General features: G+C 43.8%; 17 protein-coding genes and 1 riboswitch. Of the genes, 10 read left to right on the forward strand and 7 right to left on the reverse strand.

Annotation, left to right across the window (positions count from 1 at the left end; translation table 11 throughout):
• Positions 1-106: 106 nt before the first annotated feature.
• Positions 107-658: a YtfJ family protein gene (locus P7F88_RS13340; RefSeq protein WP_277825432.1), complete on the reverse strand. Its 552-nt coding sequence runs from the start codon at positions 656-658 to the stop codon at positions 107-109.
• Between the two features lie 256 nt (positions 659-914).
• Here P7F88_RS13340 and P7F88_RS13345 point away from each other — a divergent pair, with 256 nt between their 5' ends.
• Entirely contained in the window at positions 915-1,121 is a 207-nt protein-coding gene (locus P7F88_RS13345; RefSeq protein ID WP_277825434.1) for a DUF1107 family protein, read from the forward strand.
• A 6-nt stretch (positions 1,122-1,127) separates the two neighbouring features.
• Here P7F88_RS13345 and msrA read toward each other — a convergent pair whose 3' ends face one another.
• Positions 1,128-1,757, reverse strand: a complete 630-nt coding sequence (gene msrA / locus P7F88_RS13350) for a peptide-methionine (S)-S-oxide reductase MsrA (RefSeq protein ID WP_277825436.1) — start codon at positions 1,755-1,757, stop codon at positions 1,128-1,130.
• Positions 1,758-1,946: 189 nt separating this feature from the next.
• Between msrA and tamA the strand changes: the two genes are divergently transcribed.
• From tamA to P7F88_RS13365, 4 genes are all read left to right on the forward strand, one after another.
• Complete coding sequence (gene tamA, locus P7F88_RS13355) at positions 1,947-3,662, forward strand: autotransporter assembly complex protein TamA (protein WP_277825438.1); 1,716 nt, start codon at positions 1,947-1,949, stop codon at positions 3,660-3,662.
• Positions 3,659-6,811: an autotransporter assembly complex protein TamB gene (gene tamB / locus P7F88_RS13360; protein ID WP_338405564.1), complete on the forward strand. Its 3,153-nt coding sequence runs from the start codon at positions 3,659-3,661 to the stop codon at positions 6,809-6,811. The genes tamA and tamB overlap by 4 nt, the downstream gene beginning before the upstream one ends.
• Positions 6,812-6,864: 53 nt before the next feature.
• Complete coding sequence (locus P7F88_RS25680; protein WP_338405567.1) at positions 6,865-7,443, forward strand: translocation/assembly module TamB domain-containing protein; 579 nt, start codon at positions 6,865-6,867, stop codon at positions 7,441-7,443.
• A 126-nt stretch (positions 7,444-7,569) separates the two neighbouring features.
• Positions 7,570-7,920 (forward strand): gamma-glutamylcyclotransferase family protein, encoded by a 351-nt coding sequence (locus P7F88_RS13365; protein WP_277825440.1) that lies wholly within the window; start codon positions 7,570-7,572, stop codon positions 7,918-7,920.
• Positions 7,921-7,979: 59 nt separating this feature from the next.
• Here the strand turns inward: P7F88_RS13365 and fbp are convergent, their stop codons facing one another.
• A complete protein-coding gene (gene fbp, locus P7F88_RS13370) occupies positions 7,980-8,996 on the reverse strand; it encodes a class 1 fructose-bisphosphatase (protein ID WP_277825442.1) in 1,017 nt (338 codons plus the stop codon).
• A 252-nt stretch (positions 8,997-9,248) separates the two neighbouring features.
• Here fbp and mpl point away from each other — a divergent pair, with 252 nt between their 5' ends.
• The 5 genes from mpl (at position 9,249) to thiQ (ending at position 14,923) form a co-directional block, all read left to right on the forward strand.
• Complete coding sequence (mpl, locus tag P7F88_RS13375) at positions 9,249-10,604, forward strand: UDP-N-acetylmuramate:L-alanyl-gamma-D-glutamyl-meso-diaminopimelate ligase (protein ID WP_277825444.1); 1,356 nt, start codon at positions 9,249-9,251, stop codon at positions 10,602-10,604.
• A gap of 192 nt (positions 10,605-10,796) precedes the next feature.
• Entirely contained in the window at positions 10,797-11,420 is a 624-nt protein-coding gene (locus tag P7F88_RS13380; protein WP_277825446.1) for a flavin prenyltransferase UbiX, read from the forward strand.
• Between the two features lie 70 nt (positions 11,421-11,490).
• A riboswitch (TPP riboswitch) is annotated at positions 11,491-11,596 on the forward strand.
• Positions 11,597-11,642: 46 nt separating this feature from the next.
• The gene (gene thiB / locus P7F88_RS13385; protein WP_277825448.1) at positions 11,643-12,629 is read left to right on the forward strand and encodes a thiamine ABC transporter substrate binding subunit; all 987 of its coding nucleotides are present in this window, start codon (positions 11,643-11,645) and stop codon (positions 12,627-12,629) included.
• Positions 12,630-12,639: 10 nt separating this feature from the next.
• The gene (gene thiP, locus P7F88_RS13390) at positions 12,640-14,226 is read left to right on the forward strand and encodes a thiamine/thiamine pyrophosphate ABC transporter permease ThiP (protein ID WP_277825450.1); all 1,587 of its coding nucleotides are present in this window, start codon (positions 12,640-12,642) and stop codon (positions 14,224-14,226) included.
• Positions 14,219-14,923 carry a thiamine ABC transporter ATP-binding protein gene (gene thiQ, locus P7F88_RS13395; protein WP_277825452.1) on the forward strand — a complete coding sequence of 235 codons (705 nt, stop codon included), beginning with the start codon at positions 14,219-14,221 and terminating at the stop codon, positions 14,921-14,923. Before thiP ends, thiQ begins: the two co-directional genes overlap by 8 nt.
• Positions 14,924-14,961: 38 nt before the next feature.
• Here the strand turns inward: thiQ and P7F88_RS13400 are convergent, their stop codons facing one another.
• The 4 genes from P7F88_RS13400 to P7F88_RS13415 form a co-directional block, all read right to left on the reverse strand.
• Positions 14,962-16,362 carry a DUF4832 domain-containing protein gene (locus tag P7F88_RS13400; protein WP_277825454.1) on the reverse strand — a complete coding sequence of 467 codons (1,401 nt, stop codon included), beginning with the start codon at positions 16,360-16,362 and terminating at the stop codon, positions 14,962-14,964.
• Positions 16,363-16,824: 462 nt separating this feature from the next.
• Positions 16,825-17,934 (reverse strand): glycosyltransferase family 4 protein, encoded by a 1,110-nt coding sequence (locus P7F88_RS13405; protein WP_277825456.1) that lies wholly within the window; start codon positions 17,932-17,934, stop codon positions 16,825-16,827.
• Positions 17,935-17,937: 3 nt separating this feature from the next.
• Entirely contained in the window at positions 17,938-19,143 is a 1,206-nt protein-coding gene (locus P7F88_RS13410; RefSeq protein WP_277825458.1) for a glycosyltransferase family 4 protein, read from the reverse strand.
• Between the two features lie 8 nt (positions 19,144-19,151).
• Complete coding sequence (locus P7F88_RS13415) at positions 19,152-20,141, reverse strand: glycosyltransferase family 2 protein (protein WP_277825460.1); 990 nt, start codon at positions 20,139-20,141, stop codon at positions 19,152-19,154.

The following is a 20,141-nucleotide window of genomic DNA, read 5'->3' on the forward strand; positions in this document are numbered from 1 at the left end:
TAATGTAATAACATAACAATTCTGCTTCAAGAAAAATTAGTTAAATTTGTTGTCAGATATAAGAAAAGCTCTCTGGTGAGGAGAGCTTTATAGAGAAGGAGGCGCGTTACAGGTTTGATTTCACCAGATTCAAAACATCCTGAATCTCAGCTTCGTTCAGAGCGCCTTCTTTTACAAAAAGGATCTGGCCTTGTTTATCCAGAACAATAATAGCTGAGCTTTCTTCCTGAAGTTCCCAGGCATTTGCGACACTTCCATCTTTATCGAGAACAATCGAAGACCACGGAAACTCTTTTTTACTGTCCTGAGCGGAGGACTTCACAAATGAACCCGTTCCCCACATCGCATCGTCCTGATTGATGATTGAAGTCGTTTGGTAACTATCCTCAGGAAACTTTGCTTCCCCGATTGCTGTCATAAGTGGAGCGTTCATTTTCTTAGAACTTTTTCTGCCAGCGATTGCCTGAATGATGCGAACTTTGCCGAGCATTTTTTGATTGTTCCATTCGCTGTAGCTAACTTCTTCGCCTTTTAGGGTGATCTCGCCATGTTTTTCTACCGTAATGTCTGGCAAGGAACTGCCGACAGAAAGGTTGTGTGCCATGCTCACAAATGGTGCAGCGCACAATGTTAAGGCGATGAGAGACTTTAGTTTCATGTTGATATTTCCATAATTATTAGAATCTATGCCTGACAATCAGGCATTCAAAAGACTAGTCGATGTTAGGTAATTTTTACACATTGATGGCGTTAAATTTGCATTATTTTTTATGAATTCATAAAAGTTAAGCAGTTGTAGAATAAATTTAATACACAAGAACTTACAGATATGTGTGTTCATAAAAAAATAAATAATCAGTTGGCTAGGAAAGAGCCTTGAGTGGTTCAAATTTTGATAAGGTATAGAAATCGTGATGTTACGTGAGTTTACAACCTATAGACCGCAGCAAATTGCTAAGTTTGTATTGACCCTGTTTAAAGGGACTTTTTCAATTGCAGGAGTCGGTACTTTTTACTTTGATAAGGGGAGAGTACTGCTACCAGATCTTGAAGACCGTCAAATGTTAACGGTCAGGAAGGAGATCAACCTGATGATTGACTCCTTGTCTCCACAACACTAATTCACTCTACTTTGGCGGGAAGCAAACGCCTGTCCCGCCAAGACCGCAATAGCCATCAGGATTTCGGGCAAGGTATTGCTGATGGTATGTCTCCGCAAAATAATAATCACCTGCTTGCGTTATCTCGGTTGTAATCGATTTGGAATCTACGTTACCCAGAGCTGTTTGATACTGCTGCATACTGTTTTCTGCTATAGATTGCTGTTGGGCAGAGTAGGTGTAAATAGCAGAGCGGTATTGAGTCCCCAGGTCATTTCCTTGACGCATGCCCTGAGTCGGGTCGTGTCTTTCCCAAAAATGTGCCAATAAAACATCTAGCGGCATTTTTTCAGGTTCGAAAACAACCCTAACCACTTCTGCATGTCCGGTATCACCTGTACATACCTCCTGATAGGTCGGATTTGGGGTGTAGCCACCTGAATACCCTACCGAGGTGGAAACTACGCCATCAAGCTGCCAAAACAGTCTTTCTGCACCCCAGAAACACCCCATACCAAGCAAAATCTCTTCTTGCCCTATTGAAAGCGGAGCATTCAAAATAGTGTTGTTTACAAAATGAGGCTCAGTAACTGGCATTGGGGTTGAGCGACCCTTCAGTGCCGTATCAGGCTGAACCATAGAGGGATTGTTTAACATATTTTTAATTATCCTTTTTGTGCTGTTACTTTTTCTTCTTATTGGTGTAATTTATGATTATTGCTGTATCGAGTATATACCTAAATAACCTCAGATGTATCTTGAGAACACTTGTGTATACTACTTTCGTAACAACATGATTTTTGCTAATTTAACGCCGTTTATATTCGGAGTGGTATTCCTCTGGCGATGATTAAAAAAACTGTTCCTCTAACTCTTCTTTCTTTAATCCTAACGCAATCGGTTCGGGCTGAAACCCAGTTAACCATTAATGGGTTGGAAGGGGCGTTGTCAGAAAATGTTGCCGCATACATGTCAGCTATTCCTGAAACTGATTATTCCACTTCACTACGCTTTCGTTCTCAGGTTCAGGAGCATATCGTTAATGCTCTTCAGGCATTAGGTTACTATCAACCGGAAATAACTTTTTCTGTTTCTGACGATGAACAGGAACTTACGATAACGGTAGACCCGGGTATGCCGGTTAAGTTAGAAGTTGTTGATATCCAGATCATCGGCGAAGCCGAAGAAGATCCGGAATTTCAAAAGCTAATCGACTCAAGCCGGCTTAAAAAAGGTGCGGTGCTTAACCATGGTGATTATGAAGCATTAAAGTCGGGTATTCGTAACCTGGCATTAGGTCGTGGTTATTTTGATGGTGATTTCTCTGAAACTAAACTGGAGGTTGCTCCTGAACGCCTGCAAGCTTTTGTTTATCTGCACTACAAAAGTGGTGACAGGTATCACTTTGGTGAAACGATAGTTGAAGGCAGTCAGATCAATGAAGAGCTTGTTAGAAATTTAGCACCATACGAAACCGGCGATCCGTATTTATCCTCCCAGGTAGGCTTGTACAACCAGAGAATGTCTAATACTGACTGGTTCTCTTCCGTATTTGTCCAGCCTGATCTCAGTTTTGTTGATAAGCAGAAAGAGTTACCCATGAAGGTTTCATTGGCTCCCCAGGCAAGAAATCAGTTTGAGACCGGTTTGGGTTACTCAACCGATGTCGGGGTTCGAGGAACCTTTAAGTGGAAGAAGCCCTGGGTGAATAGTCGTGGGCACAGCTTTGACTCGAGTTTGTCCCTGTCGAATCCTGAACAGGTAATCACTGCTGGCTATAAGATTCCTCTCGAAGATGTACTGAAAGATTATTATCGCATCGAGTATGGAATGAAGAACGAAGATAACAACGATACAGATAGTTTTGAATCAAGCTTGTCTCTTGAAAGGCATTGGGTGCTTGATTCAGGCTGGCACAGAACGGCATCTATCCGCGTATTGCATGAAGACTTTACCCAGGGCTTACAAGATGATGATATTGCAATGATTCTGCCTGGTATATCCTTTTCCAAGACCCAGACAAGTGGTGGCTCAATGCCAATGTCAGGCAATAAGCAATCTATCGCATTTGAAATCTCGGACAAGAATATTGTGTCTAGAGCTCGTGCTATTCGGGTGATGGGAAGGACTGCATGGATCCGGAGTGCAGGGCAAAACCACCGAGGATTAGCTCGTTTTGATTTCAACGCAAACTTTGTCGAGAATTTAGAAGATCTTCCGCCTTCTCTGCGATTTTTTGCAGGTGGTGATAACTCCATTAGGGGTTATGGCTACGAGTCTATCTCTCCGGAAGATGAGAGTGGTGCTTTGACTGGTGCAAAGTATATGGCAACAACAAGTCTGGAATATCAGTATCGGTTAACAGGAAACTGGTGGGCTGCAACCTTCGTCGATTATGGTGATGCATGGAATAATGATTTGCCAGAAGGAAAAGTAGGTACAGGATTCGGTGTTCGCTGGGCATCTCCTGTTGGTCCGGTAAAACTAGATTTTGCCTGGGGCCTAGATTCTGAACCGGGAGACAGATTCAGGTTCCACTTCACGTTAGGTCCAGAGCTATGATGAAACGGACAGCAAAATGGTTGAAAAGAGGTTTCATCACTATTCTGGTTCTGATGATATCTGTTTTTCTGCTGTTGGCGGGAACTCTGTTTACTAACCCTGGCTTAAAGCTGGTTTTGTGGGGGGCTCAAAAAGCCGTTCCTGCATTATCTGTGAATGTCGATAAAACAGAAGGGGCCCTGCTACCACACTTCACTCTTCATAATGTCGGATATACCGATCAACAGCTTACCGTAGATTTAAAGCTGAGCTCTCTGTCACTGGGTATCAATCCGCACTGCTTTCTTACGCCTTCCGTATGTGTTGATGAGTTTAAGCTAGACGGACTTAATTTCTCATTAGCTGAGCTACCAACTTCGGAAGAAGAGGTGTCAGGGGATACTCAGGAAAGCCCAGCAGAAATTAATCTGCCAATCGGCATCGACCTGAACAACGTTGAGTTCTCCAATATCAATCTGGATATTCTGGGTAATAAGGTTGACTGGAAACGCTTTTCTACCCAGATCGGTATGTCCGGGAGTACCCTGACTATCTATCCGACACAGTTCTACGATATTAACCTTGAACTGGGTGAGCCAGAAAGCAGTGAGCCTGCTCCTAAAGCAGACAAAGAGCCTGAAATAAGCAAAGACAATCAGGTTGCTAAACCTATTGTGTTGCCTGAGGTGGATATTCCGCTTGAGATCGACTTGCAAGAGCTCGATCTAAGACGCTTTAATTTAAAAGGGGATACGCCTTTCACCGTTAATTCACTATTGCTCAAAGCTCACGCTGAAAACAATGATATAGAGATAAAACAGTTAGAGTTAGATGTTCCTCAGGCTGATTTAAGTCTGAATACAAAAGTGACGTTGAAAGGTGGTTACCCGTTAGAGCTTAACGCTCAAGCTGATGTTAAACAGACGGATCTACGAGGGCAGAAGCTAAAACTGTCTGCTGATGGCAGTGTTGAGCAGCTGAATCTCCATGCCTCCCTGTCTGAACTGGTGAAAGCATCTCTGGAAGGCAAAGTTAGTCCTCTGGATCCTAAACTTCCATTCGAACTCTCGCTGCAGAAAGGTCATGTAAGCTGGCCGTTTACCGGAAAAACAGAGTATGTCGTTGATGTTCATTCATTGCAGACATCCGGTTCTCTGGATGGTTATCAGCTTAAGCTTGATACAAACGTGAAAGGAAATGCGATTCCTGAACTTGATCTAACGGTTTCTGGGAAAGGTGACCTGAACCAGATTGAGCTTGAGACCATTACCTTAAACACCCTTGGTGGTGAAGTGTCCGGCCAGGTAATGGCCAACTGGCAGGAGCCTGTTAACTGGAAAGCAGCATTGTCTTTGTCTGATATTCAGCCAGGCCTGCAGTGGGAAGACGCTGAAGGAAATATTAGCGGGAGTTTGACGACATCTGGTGAATTAACCGCAGCAGGTGGCTGGCGTGTAGTCGTTCCAGAGCTCGATATTGATGGGATAATCAGAGGTTACCCGCTTGATCTGGCAGGCAGTTTTGAAGCCAGTGATTTGGAAGGAAAAGGTGATTTTCAGTTAAACACTACTGGACTTAATCTCAAGCATGGCGTCAATGGAATTTATGTTGAAGGTAGTGTTGATAAGACTTTGCACCTTGATACAAGAATCAACTTCCCTGACATTGCAAAATCCGTCCCCGATGCAAAAGGACGTCTATCCGGGAAATTGAACCTCAGAGGTGATCTTAAAAAACCTAGGCTGGAAACACAGTTAACCGCAAGGAACCTTTCATATCAGGATGCAGCTTCAGTCTCTTCTATTAGTCTGAGAGGCGGCATTTCTCCGTTACCTGTCCCAGAGGGGCAGATTAACCTACTTGTTAAGGGCATCGAAGCTCAGGGGAACAAGTTTGATTCTTTAGATGTTTCATTTTCGGGTAGTCAGCAAAAACATGGTTTAACTATCTCCATGCTGTCAGAGCTGTTGAACTTCAACTTGCACGTTTCAGGCGGACTGGAAGAGAAGCCGGAATTGAAGTGGGTGGGTGTTTTAAATGGGGCTAACTTTGAAACTGAACAAGGGCCCTGGAGCCTCAACCATCCGGTCAATATGAGCTTCTTACTTAATGAGCAGTTAGCGAAAGTTCAGGCACACTGCTGGTCTCAGGCTAACTCTAGCGTTTGCCTTACAAAGGATATTACAGCAGGTAAGTCCGGTGACGCTGAAATAGCAATCAAGAACTTTGATTTTGAACAGGTGAAGATGTTTATGCCTGAAGACATTCAGGTTCATGGTGCTGTTGATGTAGTGAGCCGGGCTTCGTGGGCCCCGGATGTAAGCCCACAGGCAGAGACACACGTAAATCTTTCCAGCGGTAAGGTTATTCAAACTGGTGAAACTACTGTAGAGCTGGGTTGGGATTCTATAACAGCAAATGCAGTGTTGAAGAAAGATAAACTCAGCCTTGATTGGGACTTAAATCTTACAGATAACGGAACTGTTGAAGGTAATGCGACTATCCCGAATGTGCGGGCTAAAGAGCAATCTATTGATGCAAACTTGGCAATAAAGCAGATAACAATGGATATGTTGAAGCCACTGTTAGGAGAGTACAGCAAGTTAGAAGCCCAGCTTGATTCTGAACTACATGTTTCTGGCCCGGTTATGCAACCTGCTGTTAAAGGATCCCTTTCACTACATGATTTAGTGGTTGCTGGTGAAATCGCACCGATTGAGGTGAAAAAAGGCCGGGTAAATGTGGCCTTTAATGGCTATAACGCAGTGCTTGATGCCGATATTGAAAGTGCCGATGGACTGTTAACGGTCGATGGTGATGCAGTCTGGAAGGATATGTCAGCCTGGTATACCAGGATAAAAGTTCATTCCGATGAGCTGAACGTTAATTTACCTCCAATGGTAAGAGTTAAAGTTAAACCTGATATGGCAATAACTCTGACTCCGGAGTTAGCGAAGATAGATGGAGATATCTACCTTCCATGGGGGAGAATTACCATTGAAGAGTTGCCACCAAGTGCAGTAAGTGTCTCTTCCGATCAGGTTATTCTGGATGAAAATCTGAAACCTTTAGAGACCAAAAGTGCCATACCAATGGTGTTAGAGACAAATGTAAACATCCATATTGGTGATGACTTTGACTTATCTGCATTCGGACTGAAAGGGGGCTGAAGGGCAACCTGAACGTTACTCAAAAGGATAAGGGCCCGTTCATTGTTGGTGAGATCAACGTGACTGATGGTACTTACCGTTCCTTCGGGCAAGATCTAATCATTAAAGAAGGTAAAATTCTGATGAATGGTCCGGCAGATCAGCCTTATCTTCAGGTGACGGCCATCCGCAATCCAGATAACACAGCCGATGGTGTTACCGCTGGTATCCAGGTGACAGGACCCGCCAGTGAACCGCAGATTGAAATTTACTCTGATCCAACAATGCCGCAACAGAATGCACTCTCATACCTATTGCGCGGGCAGGATATTGATGGTGAAGCGGGCGGTAACGCAATGACGACAGCATTAATTGGCTTAAGCCTAGCTCAAAGTGGACGCCTTGTCGGCGAAATCGGTGCTGCATTTGGTGTAAGCGATCTTCAACTAGATACAGAAGGTTCTGGCGACGACTCTCAGGTGACAGTAAGTGGTTACATACTCCCTGGCTTACAGGTTAAATATGGTGTAGGCATTTTTGACGCCATTGGCGAGTTTACTGTCCGGTATCGCTTAACAAAGGATCTTTACCTTGAAGCGGTCTCTGGTACTAACAGCGCTATGGATATTCTGTACCAGTTTGAATTTGAGTAAGCGGTTTTGTTAGTTTGCTATCCCGGCTTTTGAAGTACTTCCAATTCATGTTCAAAAAATAGACATTTTTAGATATGAATGCTATTTACTGATTAGTATTTATCAAATAGAAGGGTTAGGTGGGGTATGCAGCATCTGGTTTTTGTCTACGGTACTCTGCGTAAAGGTGAGTGTAACCATCACTTGCTAGCGCAAAGTGAATATTTAGGAATGTACGAAACCGAGCCAAATTTTCAGCTGTTTGACCTGGGGCAGTACCCCGGGTTAATGGAAGGAATGCACAGCATCACAGGTGAAGTTTATCGTGTGAGTGATTCAACGCTGGCAGAGCTGGACATACTTGAAGATGTGCCAATCGAATATCGACGTGAAAGTATCGAAACACCCTTTGGCCAAACCTGGATTTACATTTACCAGCAACCGGTTACTCAGGATCAAGTTATAGATTCGGGAAATTGGTTAAACAGAAACTACTAGAATGAAAAAGGCACCCTGTTTTCAATTTAGGGTGCCTTTGGAATTAAGCTACTTGTTGATTACTCTTCGTCCGGGAACTCTCTAAGGAACTTCTCAACGTCTTCAACCATACTCTTTGAACCAACGAAGAACGGTACACGTTCGTGCAGCTCAGTTGGTTTTAGTTCCATAATACGATTCACACCATCCGAAGCAATACCGCCAGCCTGCTCAATTAAGAAGGCCATTGGGTTACATTCATAAAGTAGACGAAGTTTACCCTTTGGATAGCCTTCTGTACTTGGGTATAGGTAAATACCGCCTTTTAGAAGGTTACGGTGGAAATCCGCTACAAGAGAACCGATATAACGAGAAGTATATGGGCGGTTATCTGCAGGTACATTTTCCTGGCAGAACTTAATGTATTTCTTAACACCAAGAGGGAAACGAATATAGTTTCCTTCGTTGATTGAATAGATTTTTCCATCTTCTGGAATCATCATCTTTTCATGTGATAGACAGAAAGAACCAATAGATGGGTCGTACGTAAAGCCATGAACACCGTTGCCAGTTGTATACACCAACATGGTGGATGAACCATAAATCACGTAGCCAGCAGCCACCTGTTTTTCTCCCGGCTGAAGGAAATCTTCTTCTGTCGGTGGAGTGCCTACAGGTGAAACGCGTCGATATATGGAGAAAATAGTACCAACCGATACGTTTACGTCGATATTTGATGAGCCATCTAGTGGATCCATCAAAACAACGTATTTAGCATTTTTGTTTAGCTCCTTATTAAACGCAACCGCTTCATCTTCTTCTTCACTCGCAACACCACATACTTGGTCGCGAGCTTCCAGAGCAGCTTTAAACTTGTCGTTTGCATAAACGTCTAATTTTTGCTGCTCTTCACCCTGAATGTTCTCTCCGCCAACTGCACCAGTGATATCAGCAAGTCCGGCCTTGTTGATTTCACGGTTTACTATTTTTGCAGCAAGTCGAATTGAAGCCAATAATGATGACAACTCACCACTAGCGTGGGGGAAGTCAGTTTGTTTCTCTACAATAAATTCGCCGAGGGTGCGAAATTCAGACATCTTATATCCTTATCATTTTTTTGATTTAGGTGGGAATTCGTTACAATGAAAAAAACATAATGAATTGTTATTAGCGTGTTTTTTGTGTAACCATTCCGATTGTATGGGATACGATTTATTACGAGTAACGAAGAAAATCATCAAGTTACTAATATTTTCACAGGGTGATCACTTTTGTAGTATTAATGGAGCACTCTGTTGCATGATTTAAGTGGCACAGATCACTTAAGTTGGTTTCGTCAGGAAAAATTAATGCATATTCATATCTTAGGTATCTGCGGCACTTTTATGGGTGGTGCTGCAATTCTGGCCCGTCAGTTGGGGCATAAAGTAACCGGTTCTGATCTTAATGTTTACCCTCCAATGAGTACTTTGTTGGAGTCTCAGGGAATAGAAATCATTGCAGGGTTTGACCCTGTTCAACTAGAACCAAAACCCGATTTGGTTGTTATCGGTAATGCGATGAGCCGCGGAAATCCTTGTGTTGAGTATGTACTGAACAACAACCTGAAATACACTTCAGGCCCTCAATGGCTACAAGAGTTTTTGTTGCACGATCGCTGGGTGTTGGCTGTATCGGGAACACATGGCAAGACGACCACAGCAAGTATGCTTTCCTGGGTACTTGAGGATTGTGGGTACACACCAGGCTTTTTGGTCGGCGGCGTTTTGGGTAACTTTGGCGTTTCAGCTCGTCTTGGGGAGAGTATGTTCTTCGTGGTAGAAGCGGATGAATATGATAGCGCCTTCTTCGATAAGCGCTCTAAGTTTGTTCATTACCATCCAAGAACACTGGTAATGAATAATCTTGAGTTTGACCACGCTGATATCTTTGAAGATCTTGCTGCAATCAAGAAGCAGTTCCATCATTTGGTAAGAACCGTTCCGGGAAATGGTCGCATTCTGGCTCCTAAATCAGAAACTACACTTCAGGAAGTGTTAGATATGGGATGCTGGAGTGAGCTTGAGTTTTCTGGCGCACAGCAGGACTGGGATGCTAAGAAAATTCAGAAAGATGGTAGCCACTTTGAGGTTTACCTGAAAGGTGAGCGAGTTGGTGAAGTTAAGTGGAATCTGGTTGGTGACCACAACGTAAATAACGGGCTAATGGCTATTGCGGCTGCAAGGCACGTGGGTGTATCACCGGATCTAGCTTGTGAAGCGCTTGGGAAATTTATAAATACCAAAAGAAGGTTGGAGCTGAAGGGTGAAGTGAATGGTGTAACTGTTTATGATGACTTTGCCCACCACCCAACTGCGATTGATCTTACTCTTGGTGGCTTGCGTAATAAGGTTGAAGAGAAAAAGATAATAGCTGTTCTTGAACCAAGATCGGCAACCATGAAAATGGGCGTTCATAAAGAAACTCTGGCTAAGTCACTGGAACAAGCCGATTCCGTATATCTTTATCAACCAGATAATATCAAATGGGACGTTACCGATGTCGCGAATCATTGCTCTCAGCCAGCAACCGTTAGCGCCGATATTGACGAGCTAGTAGATCAGATCGTTTCTGAAGCTAAAGCAGGGGACCAGATTCTGGTGATGAGTAATGGTGGCTTTGAAGGTATTCACGGCAAGTTGCTACAGAAACTAAAGGAAAAATAATGAGCCAACAGGATCAGTCTGTCACATTTCTTCGTTCCCACGCTCCTGCGTGGGAATGCATACCTTACTTTAGGGTGCCAGGCGTAGGTTATATATCCCAATTTCTCGCATACCTTAAGTGTTTTAACATATATGGCTTGTTTGAGTTTTGTATGCATTCCCACGGGAGACCGTGGGAGCGAGGGCATAAATATGAATAAGGTCGAGAAGAGGATTACTCTGGCATTTACTGGCGCATCAGGAGCACCTTATGGGCTTCGTTTGCTCCAGTGTTTAATCGCTGCCGAATATAAGGTGTATCTGCTGGTTTCTTCTGCTGCTCGTGTTGTACTTGCAACGGAGGAGGATCTAAAGCTACCAGCAAATCCTGAAAAAATGCAGCAGGCGCTGGTGGAATACCTGGGTTGCAATCCCGAACTACTGCAAGTGTGTGGTAAAGAGGACTGGTTTTCTCCGGTTGCTTCAGGAAGTGCGGCTCCAAAGCAGATGATCGTGTGTCCGTGTTCCACAGGGAGCGTAGCGGCTATCGCACATGGTATGTCCGATAACCTCATTGAGCGTGCTGCCGATGTGGTTATCAAAGAGCGAGGTCAGCTTCTTCTGGTTGTCAGGGAAACACCTTTTTCTACCCTGCATTTGGAGAACATGCATAAGCTATCTCAAATGGGAGTAACCATAATGCCTGCGGCTCCGGGCTTTTATCATCAGCCGAAATCCATCGATGATCTAGTCGATTTTATGGTGGCGAGAGTTCTGGATCATCTGAAGATTGAACAGGCTTTAGTTCCGAGGTGGGGATACGATCATAGGGAATGATGCTTCCCCTCTGGTGTGATTATTAAAAGCAGATTACAATTCATCAGTCTTATGCATTTGATATAAGCCAATATACTCAACGGGGTGCTGATTGCGCGATTAAGCGTTTAAGGCTGAGATAAACCCGTAGACCTGAACCAGATAATACTGGCGTAGGAATTGAGCTCGAATCCCCCCAGGTTTTCCGCTTTATCCTGTGCCGCTCATAAAGGAGAGCGACCGGTGAAATACACTATTTCTGCTTTGGCATTAGCCACATCATTTTCAGCTTTAGCTGCTGATAACACATTAACTGTTTATACCTACGATTCATTTTCTTCTGATTGGGGTCCAGGCCCTAAGATCGAAAAAGCATTCGAAGAAAAGTGTGGATGTAACCTGGAGTTTGTGGCGTTGGATGATGGGGTTTCGATACTTAACCGTCTTCGCTTGGAAGGTGGAAATAGCAAAGCGGATATCATTCTTGGTTTAGATACCAACCTGATGGCAGAAGCCAAGAAGAGTGGATTACTGGCAGAGCACAGTGTAGATACTAAATCTATTACGCTTCCAAATGGCTGGACAGATAACACTTTTGTTCCATTTGATTACGGTTATTTCGCGTTTGTTTATAACAAGGAAAAGCTAACCAACCCACCTAAAAGCTTGAAAGAGCTGGTCGAGCAACGCGATGATCTAAAGGTTATCTATCAGGATCCCCGCACTTCTACTCCGGGTCAGGGTTTGATGCTCTGGATGAAGTCGGTATACGGCGATGATGCTAAGCAGGCGTGGAAACAACTGAACAAGAAGAAAGTAACAGTGACTAAAGGCTGGTCTGAAGCCTATTCTATGTTCCTTGAGGGTGAGTCTGACCTTGTGCTCTCTTACACAACATCACCTGCTTACCACCTGATTGCGGAAGGTGACAGCAAGTACGCTGCCGCTGATTTTTCTGAAGGTCACTATATGCAGGTAGAAGTTGCAGCCAAGGTTAAGAGCTCGAAGAATCAGAAACTGGCCGATGAATTTATGAGCTTTATCTTGAGCGATGAGTTCCAGTCTGTGATCCCTACAGGTAACTGGATGTATCCGGTTACCAACGTTGAGCAGCCAGAAGGTTTTAGTGCTTTAACTGTTCCTGCTAAATCTCTGGAGTTTACGCCTGAGAAAGTAGCTGAAAACCGTAAAACCTGGATCCGAGAGTGGCAAACCGCCGCTGTAGAGTAATATTCACCTTATGCAGAAAACACCAAAAGCAGGACTTTTTATAGGCTTAATTATTCTGGCCTTTGTGTTTTCTGCATTATCCGCTCTTCTCACATACACACCTTCTTTAAATATTGGTCAGGTATTCTCTGACCCTTATTATCGACACGTAACGCGTTTTAGTTTCTATCAGGCAGGATTGTCTACCTTGCTTAGTGTAGTGTTTGCTATACCCGTTGCTCACGCTATTTTTCGTAGGGAATTTCCCGGCAAAGCACTACTGCTAAAGCTGTTTGCTTCGACGCTGGTACTTCCGGTTCTTGTTGGTGTGTTTGGAATTCTGGCGATATATGGTAACAGTGGGTTACTTGCCGAGCTGTTTTCATGGTTCGACTCAAAACTGCCATTCTCGATCTACGGATTAACCGGGATCCTGATTGCGCATGTATTTTTTAACCTGCCGTACGCCAGTAGGATGTTTATTCAATCTTTAGAGAGTATTCCGCTAGAACAGCATAAGCTGTGCGCTCACCTTGGTATGAGTCATTGGGATAAGTTTAAATGGGTGGAATGGCCTAGAATAAAGCAGCAGATACCGCAGGTTTGCGGGCTGGTGTTTATGCTCTGTTTTACCAGCTTTGCTACGGTCATGGCGCTTGGGGGCGGTCCTAAATCAACGACTATAGAGTTAGCCATATATCAGGCGATTAAGTTTGATTTTGACCTTCAGGCAGGAGCTCTACTCGCTATCTGGCAGATGTTGATTTGTGCCATCCTCTACATGGCGGTTCACCGTTTATCCAAAACAAGCAAAGTCGCTTCGAGCTACAGAAACCATCGTTCAATGATGATTCGGGACAATAGTAAGTCAAAAATCTGGGACTGGTTCTGGATATTGCTCTCAGCGCTGTTAGTTTTGCCACCGATGTTTATGGTTGTGCTCAGTGGGTTGAACAGTAAGCTGGTCACTATTTTTTCGGATAGTCGATTCTGGAGTGCTGTTAAAGCTTCAGTTACCGTGGCTGGCTTATCCAGTACATTAGCGTTGCTAGCGGGAATCATTTTGCTGCTCACCAGTCGGGCATGGCGAATTCAGGGTAAAAACGGAAACTCTGACCGTCTTGAGTTTGTAGGAATGATTATTCTGGTTACTCCTGGCTTGGTGGTCAGTACAGGCTTATTCCTGTTACTTAGAGGGCTTGGGGACGTATTTAGCTATGCCTTCTATATTGTTATCGCGGTAAACAGCCTGATGGCTTTGCCATATGTCATTAAAACTTTATCCCAGCCAATGTTACACATCGAGCAACAATATCAAGTGCTTTGCACCAGCCTTGGTATGAAGGGGCTAAAGCGTTTGTGGCTGGTGGAAGGCAAGGCATTAAGAAAGCCTTTGGCTCATGCCTTTTCTCTAGGTTTTATGGTCTCTATTGGTGACCTAAGTGCTATAGCGTTGTTTGGCAGTCAGGATTTCAGAACTCTGCCTCTTTACCTCTATCAGCTAATGGGAAGCTATCAGATGGAAGCGGCAGCGGTTGTTTCTCTGTGTCTGCTTTTGCTTAGCCTGGGCTCGTTTACTGTTACAGAAAAACTATTCCGGAGATCGGTAGATGCTTGAAATTAAAGATGTGCGATATCGATATCATCAAGCGGTGTTTCAATTTGATGCCAGTATTTGCAAAGGCTCTATTACCGCAATTATGGGCCCAAGTGGCGCGGGTAAATCGACATTGCTTGCTCTGGTTTCTGGGTTTATCACTCCTGAATGTGGGGAGATAAGCGTCGATGGCAAAAGTGTTTTATCGCTAGAGCCATACCAGCGACCGTTTGCGATGTTGTTTCAGGAGCATAACCTGTTTGGTCATCTGACTGTAAGGGAAAATATAGGCCTGGGTCTGCATCCTGGCTTAAAACTAAGTGATGAACAGAAACAACAGGTAGAGCAGGCGGCACAACAGGTTGGAATAGTAGAGCACCTTGAACGATTGCCTGAGCAGTTGTCTGGAGGGCAGAAGCAGAGGGTCGCGTTAGCGCGCTGTTTTGTTCAGCCACATCCAATCTGGCTGCTCGATGAGCCTTTTTCTGCGCTCGACCCCGTACTTCGTTCAGAAATGCTAAATCTGGTAAAGCAGCTGGCTGCAGAGCGAGATATCACGGTATTAATGGTGACACACCACCTTAGCGATACCAAAGCCATTGCCAGCAACTTCGTCTTTGTCGATGATTATCGGGTTCAGCTTTGTGAGCCGGTAGATAGCTTAAGCTCCGAGCACGCTCATTCGGGGCTCAGAAACTTTGTGTTAGCGGCGGAGTAAAAGGCAATAACCTTTTACTCCACTTCTATCCTACTTAATTAACGAACTTCGATATCAGAAATCTGGTACCAGCCATCGGCTTGTTTGCCTACGTTAGCAAATTGGATCACTGGTTTTCCATATCTGTCTAACATAGCTGCCTGAATGTGGTAGTGCCCGCGATGCAGTGATTTTGGCACCGAAATGCTGGTATTGATCTCATGGCTTCCCGGAACCCATTTAGTGATGTCGCGTGCCAGTTTTCTGAATACGACGGTGTTGTGTTGATCATCCTGAATTCGGTACGCCAAAGTGTAAGGATGGTAAACAGGCGCAACACCTTCGTTTAACCAGGTTGATTTGATATTAAATGTCGTACCTGATTCAACAGAGGTAGGGTGAGTCATGGATTCTACCCGGAATCGGTAGCCCATCTTTTTCAGGGCATCATCGACTAAATCTCGGTACTGAGGCGGGATCTTATTCGACTTGAGGTTGATAGAGCTGGTGTGTTGCTCAATAGCCCAATCTAACGCGCGTTTAACTTCTTCTCTGGTGTAGTTATAGTTGTCCTGCCACATCTCCATGTTGTAGCAGATCTCCATTGAAACAGGCGCTGTTTTCCATGCGTCAGGGAATGTCGGGTCTTCTCGTGTTGCTTTGTTTATACGGTAAGGATAGTCGTGTTCCATATGGTTCCAGCTATCGGAGAAGTTACGCCAGTCTCCCCAGCAATCAGCACGCCAACCTGCACCTTTTGAGGTGGCATAAGAGAGTGCCTCGTTACCACTAATCAGCATCACTTTAGGTGTTTTAGGAAAGGCGTTAAAATGTAAATCCACATATCGATTCTGTACTTCGTCACTGTACTCCTGTTCGATGTTATTCAGAGGAGCAAAGTTACTCTGGTGCCACTCTCCCCAGGAACCAACCATACCAATATCAATATGACTGATATTGGGGTTTCCGTCGTATCTATCACCAAAGGCATTTAGGAGTTTTTCGACATAATATAGGTAGGTTTCATCAGATATATCAGGAACAAATGTTTTTCCATTGTTTACCCAATCTCCCTTTATGCCTTTATTAATTAACCATTGTGGAATTTTACTACCGCTCCATGGTTCATCCTGTGTCATAAATCGAAATGCCACTAGTATTGGGTGTTCATTATTTTCTGTCTCTTTGATTTTTTCATCAATGAGGGCGAAATTATATTCACCTTCTTTTGGCTCAACTTCACCCCAGTAATAACGAAGGTAGTTTATGCCACCTTCAGGATATTCATCATTTGATAGCTGCATACCCCAGCTACTGTGGAACTCCTCTATTCCCATCCCTGGGTTTACTAGAACTGCTGATATAGGTTCAGGGTATGCTGTTGTTAATTCTTGAGCGCACAAAGCGCTAGAGACAAGTATGGATAAGCTAGATATGTTTTTGATTGATAATAAACTCAAGATATAAATCCCTTTTTAAATAAAGGGTTAACTTATACCGAGTGCAATATTTTAGTCTTGAACCAATCCCAAAGTCCTAGAGAATAGTGATCAAAGATATCGATCCCTGCCGCAGATTTTATTAAATAGACAATAATAAACAAGCCTATGGTGGCAGAACTTATTAATAAAAATAATGTTAACAAGAAAACTATTAATCCTAATAAAGAACTCTCGTTATCTTCTCTATTATCTTTGCCAAATAGAAACGAGTAGTAATATCTTTTTTGAATATAGATATGGAACTTTTTATATTGATACTATGATGTTCAGGTATACTGAGTGAAAGGATCGCATTGTTTATTTCCTGCTTCTGTTTTTCGGTCAGGTCTTCCATGGCCTGATCGCTAAGAGCGGTGTGAAACCGATTTAACAGGTGAGCTCCTCGCTTTGATGCGTGTTGCTCATCCAATGGTCTATTATCTATTTTGTTAAACATTTTTTGTAAACCTGAATAGTTTGATCTGCTATCTTTTTCCAGTCGTATCGCTGCAGGAAGGTGGAGTAGTCAGCATCAAGAATATCAATCCTCTGACGCAGTTTTTCAGATAGCTGTTCAACGTTGCCTGTTTCGTAATAGATATCCGACTCCAGACCAATTTCGCTGTTAGCAGGAATATCACTTACAACGCATGGAAGTGAATAGGAAAGCGCTTCTAACAGGGAAATAGGCAAGCCTTCGTGGTACGAACTCATCGCATATAGCCGTGCCTGAGAGAAAACGGCTTGTAGCTCATCTCCGGTTAAGAACCCTGTCATTACAACGCCTCTGGTATCTTTAGCCATCGTTTTTAGCTTTTGGCTGTACTCAGTTTCATGATCTGCATCGCCAGCAATCACTAATGGGTACTCAATACCACTTTGTTTATATGCCTCTATAAGGTCGTGAAAGCCTTTCTCTTCCACAAGGCGACCTACCGCGACAATGTATTTTTTGCGCTCAAGATTGAACTTAGACATTGCATCATCAACAACGGATGGTGAAAGCTCTTTCGGTTTAAGAACACCGTTATAGATAAGGTTGGCGTCATATCGGTTATACATCTTTTTAATCGATGAGTTGATAACATCAGAGATTACCACCACTTCACTGGCGTACTTTACAGCCCACTTTTCACCAAGCTTCAGAACTCTTTTCGCTGCCTTGCCCCATTTTTGACGATCATAGTCGGGGCCGTGGTGGGTAAACACCACCTTTTTACCGAACAGACGAAGTAGAGGCACAACAAGGCCGGGACCAATAGCATGGACGTGGACAACCTGAGAACCGTCAAACAAAGTCTTAAAAGATGCCAGAGTTGAATGAATAATAGCTTCCAGAGACTTTTTCTTTGGTGCCCAAACGGACTTCGTAGTTATCCCTTTATATTCTGCTACGTCGTATTCGACATAAGGAGATCGAGCGATAATAGTAATATCGCTGTGGGATTGATCTTTGATTTCCGGATACAGATTCTGGCAGTGAGTTTCTACACCACCAAGAACATTTGGGATACCGCGAGTACCCAATACAGTGATTCGTTTATCTTTCATGGGTTACTCCTCAAGTAGCTTTTTGTACAGTTCGATTAGTGCTTCTTTGTGTCGGGTTAACGAATACTTTTGCAGTAAGCGTTCTCTGGCGTTTTTGCCCATTTCGATTGACGCGCTTTTGTCGATAACCAGTTGATCCATCTTTTTCGCTAGATCGATTGGGTTAGCCGCTTCGAACAGATAGCCATCGATGCCATCACGGATTTGCTCCGGAATACCGCCAATTCTTGAGCCGATAACTGGCTTCCCGTAAGCGAGGGCTTCTAGTACCGACATTGAGCAGTTCTCGCTCCACTCAGAAGGAACAACCACCGCTTTAGCACCTTTGATCAAGTTGATCAGTGCTTCCCCACTCTGGAAGCCGTAGAGTTGTGCGCTTGGGTAGCTTTGCTTGATCTTGTTGTATAGAGGGCCATCACCAACAATTCTCAATTCGGCGTTGTGCTCCATTAGCTGATGAGCCTTCGCCAGAGTGTGTACACCCTTAACGTCGGACAGACGGCCTAAATAGAGGAAGTAACCCTTATCAGTGCTTTCTTCGAAAGCGACATTTTCATCCACGCCATTTACGATCACTTCGATTCGGGCATCTGGTAGCTTTTGCTTAATCAGATTGCCAAGAAAAGCGCTTGGGGCAACGATAGCGTCAAGGTATGAGTAGTTTTTCGAAAACTTCTGATAAAGTGCTTCGGCTGTTAGCAAGGCACTTTTTGCCAGTGAGCCTTCCTGACAACGGTATCTGGTAGCGTTAAGGAAAGAGCCGTGCAGGCATTTTTCACATGTTTTACCATCCCGGTACATGGTGTAGTTAGGACAGACGATTTTTGAGTCGTGAGCCGTTAAAACGGTTTTACAACCAAACTTCTTCGCAACCTTTATCACAGAGGGCGTAAGTTGGTGGTAGATGTTGTGAAAGTGCACCAGATCTGGCTTTTCTTGCTCAAGCAGTGCCTGCATCTTTGTGCAAGCATCTTTGTTGTGAATAAAGTTAATCGCCGTTTTTAACGCTGCTAACTTTGAACCTTCCCGATGGTAATCAACATTCTCGACAAAAAAATCGGCGTAATCAGAAGCGAAGTTTTTTTCGTGATCCATTGAAAATTCAATGGTTTCATAGCCTGCTGATTGCAGCATTTCCTTTTCCTGGAAATAGACGGTCTCCGCTCCTCCTTTCATAAAGAAGAACTTATTTACCTGAAGTATTTTCATTTTTAGCCTTACTTTTGAATCACTTTGTTGTCAGGAGCTTCGAATGGGTTTTTCACAGGGTTAAATAGTCCCCGGATTAAGCCTGCAGAAATGATGGTTAGGTTGATGACGCTTTGAGTTGCGTCGTGTAACGAGCGGTTTTTCACAGCTTTTAAGCTGACAAAAGCCACCAGAGGAAGAAGGGTAGAACCTATAGATGTTGGATTCAGAGTCAGAAGGCTCGATGCCAGAATCAATAGGTAAAGTGCGAAGATAACTTCGTTTTTAATTATTTTCAGAGCGTGTGTGAAATGGCTGCTACCAAAGGAGTTCCTTAGTAGTTCGCCAGTTGCAAATAAATAGCCGCTTCTCCAACGATACTTTATTAACTCAAAAGTGGACATGTCGTATGAGGTATGATGGAAATATGGCACCGCGAGACGATGGAGCTTGTATCCAGATTTTGTTAGTCGCATACCAAGCTCGGCTTCTTCAAAAGCGTGCAGGTTTCGGTTGGTTAAGTAACCAATCTCATCGATTGCTGATTTTCTATAGAGACCGCCGCCACCAAGGTGATCGCAATCACCTACAGGATAAATTTGGTTAATTCGTTGTTTTCGCGACTTAAACTCATAGTTTGCTGCATCGTCCATCTCTACTAGCCCCGCAACGCCTGCGTAGTTAGTGTTTTCTTCCATAAATGTAATGGCATGATCAACAAATCCAGCTTCTAGCTGCATATCACCATCAAGCAGTAACAGGTAGTCACCTTCACTGTGTAGATAGCCTAGTTGGTGACCAACGCCACAGCAGCGTTCGTTACTATTGGTTAGTGATACAACAGTAGCTCCGTTTTCTAACGCAATTTCCTGAGTTTTGTCGGTAGAAAGGCTATCAGCAACAATAATCTTGTATGGATAACTGCCAATTTGCTCACGGATGCTTTGAATCGTTGCCGCAATGCCTTCTTCTTCATTAAAGGTTTTAATGATGGCGGAGATAAATGGTTTATCTTTCAT

It is taken from the genome of Vibrio hannami (genome assembly GCF_029589055.1).
GTDB lineage: Bacteria > Pseudomonadota > Gammaproteobacteria > Enterobacterales > Vibrionaceae > Vibrio > Vibrio hannami.

Bases quoted from the DNA above. Each gene is read 5' to 3' on its own strand.
- P7F88_RS13340 (WP_277825432.1), bottom strand. From the start codon at position 658: ATGAAACTAAAGTCTCTCATCGCCTTAACATTGTGCGCTGCACCATTT.
- P7F88_RS13345 (WP_277825434.1), top strand. From the start codon at position 915: ATGTTACGTGAGTTTACAACCTATAGACCGCAGCAAATTGCTAAGTTT.
- msrA (WP_277825436.1), bottom strand. From the start codon at position 1,757: ATGTTAAACAATCCCTCTATGGTTCAGCCTGATACGGCACTGAAGGGT.
- tamA (WP_277825438.1), top strand. From the start codon at position 1,947: ATGATTAAAAAAACTGTTCCTCTAACTCTTCTTTCTTTAATCCTAACG.
- tamB (WP_338405564.1), top strand. From the start codon at position 3,659: ATGATGAAACGGACAGCAAAATGGTTGAAAAGAGGTTTCATCACTATT.
- P7F88_RS13365 (WP_277825440.1), top strand. From the start codon at position 7,570: ATGCAGCATCTGGTTTTTGTCTACGGTACTCTGCGTAAAGGTGAGTGT.
- fbp (WP_277825442.1), bottom strand. From the start codon at position 8,996: ATGTCTGAATTTCGCACCCTCGGCGAATTTATTGTAGAGAAACAAACT.
- mpl (WP_277825444.1), top strand. From the start codon at position 9,249: ATGCATATTCATATCTTAGGTATCTGCGGCACTTTTATGGGTGGTGCT.
- P7F88_RS13380 (WP_277825446.1), top strand. From the start codon at position 10,797: ATGAATAAGGTCGAGAAGAGGATTACTCTGGCATTTACTGGCGCATCA.
- thiP (WP_277825450.1), top strand. From the start codon at position 12,640: ATGCAGAAAACACCAAAAGCAGGACTTTTTATAGGCTTAATTATTCTG.
- thiQ (WP_277825452.1), top strand. From the start codon at position 14,219: ATGCTTGAAATTAAAGATGTGCGATATCGATATCATCAAGCGGTGTTT.
- P7F88_RS13405 (WP_277825456.1), bottom strand. From the start codon at position 17,934: ATGAAAGATAAACGAATCACTGTATTGGGTACTCGCGGTATCCCAAAT.
- P7F88_RS13410 (WP_277825458.1), bottom strand. From the start codon at position 19,143: ATGAAAATACTTCAGGTAAATAAGTTCTTCTTTATGAAAGGAGGAGCG.
- P7F88_RS13415 (WP_277825460.1), bottom strand. From the start codon at position 20,141: ATGAAAGATAAACCATTTATCTCCGCCATCATTAAAACCTTTAATGAA.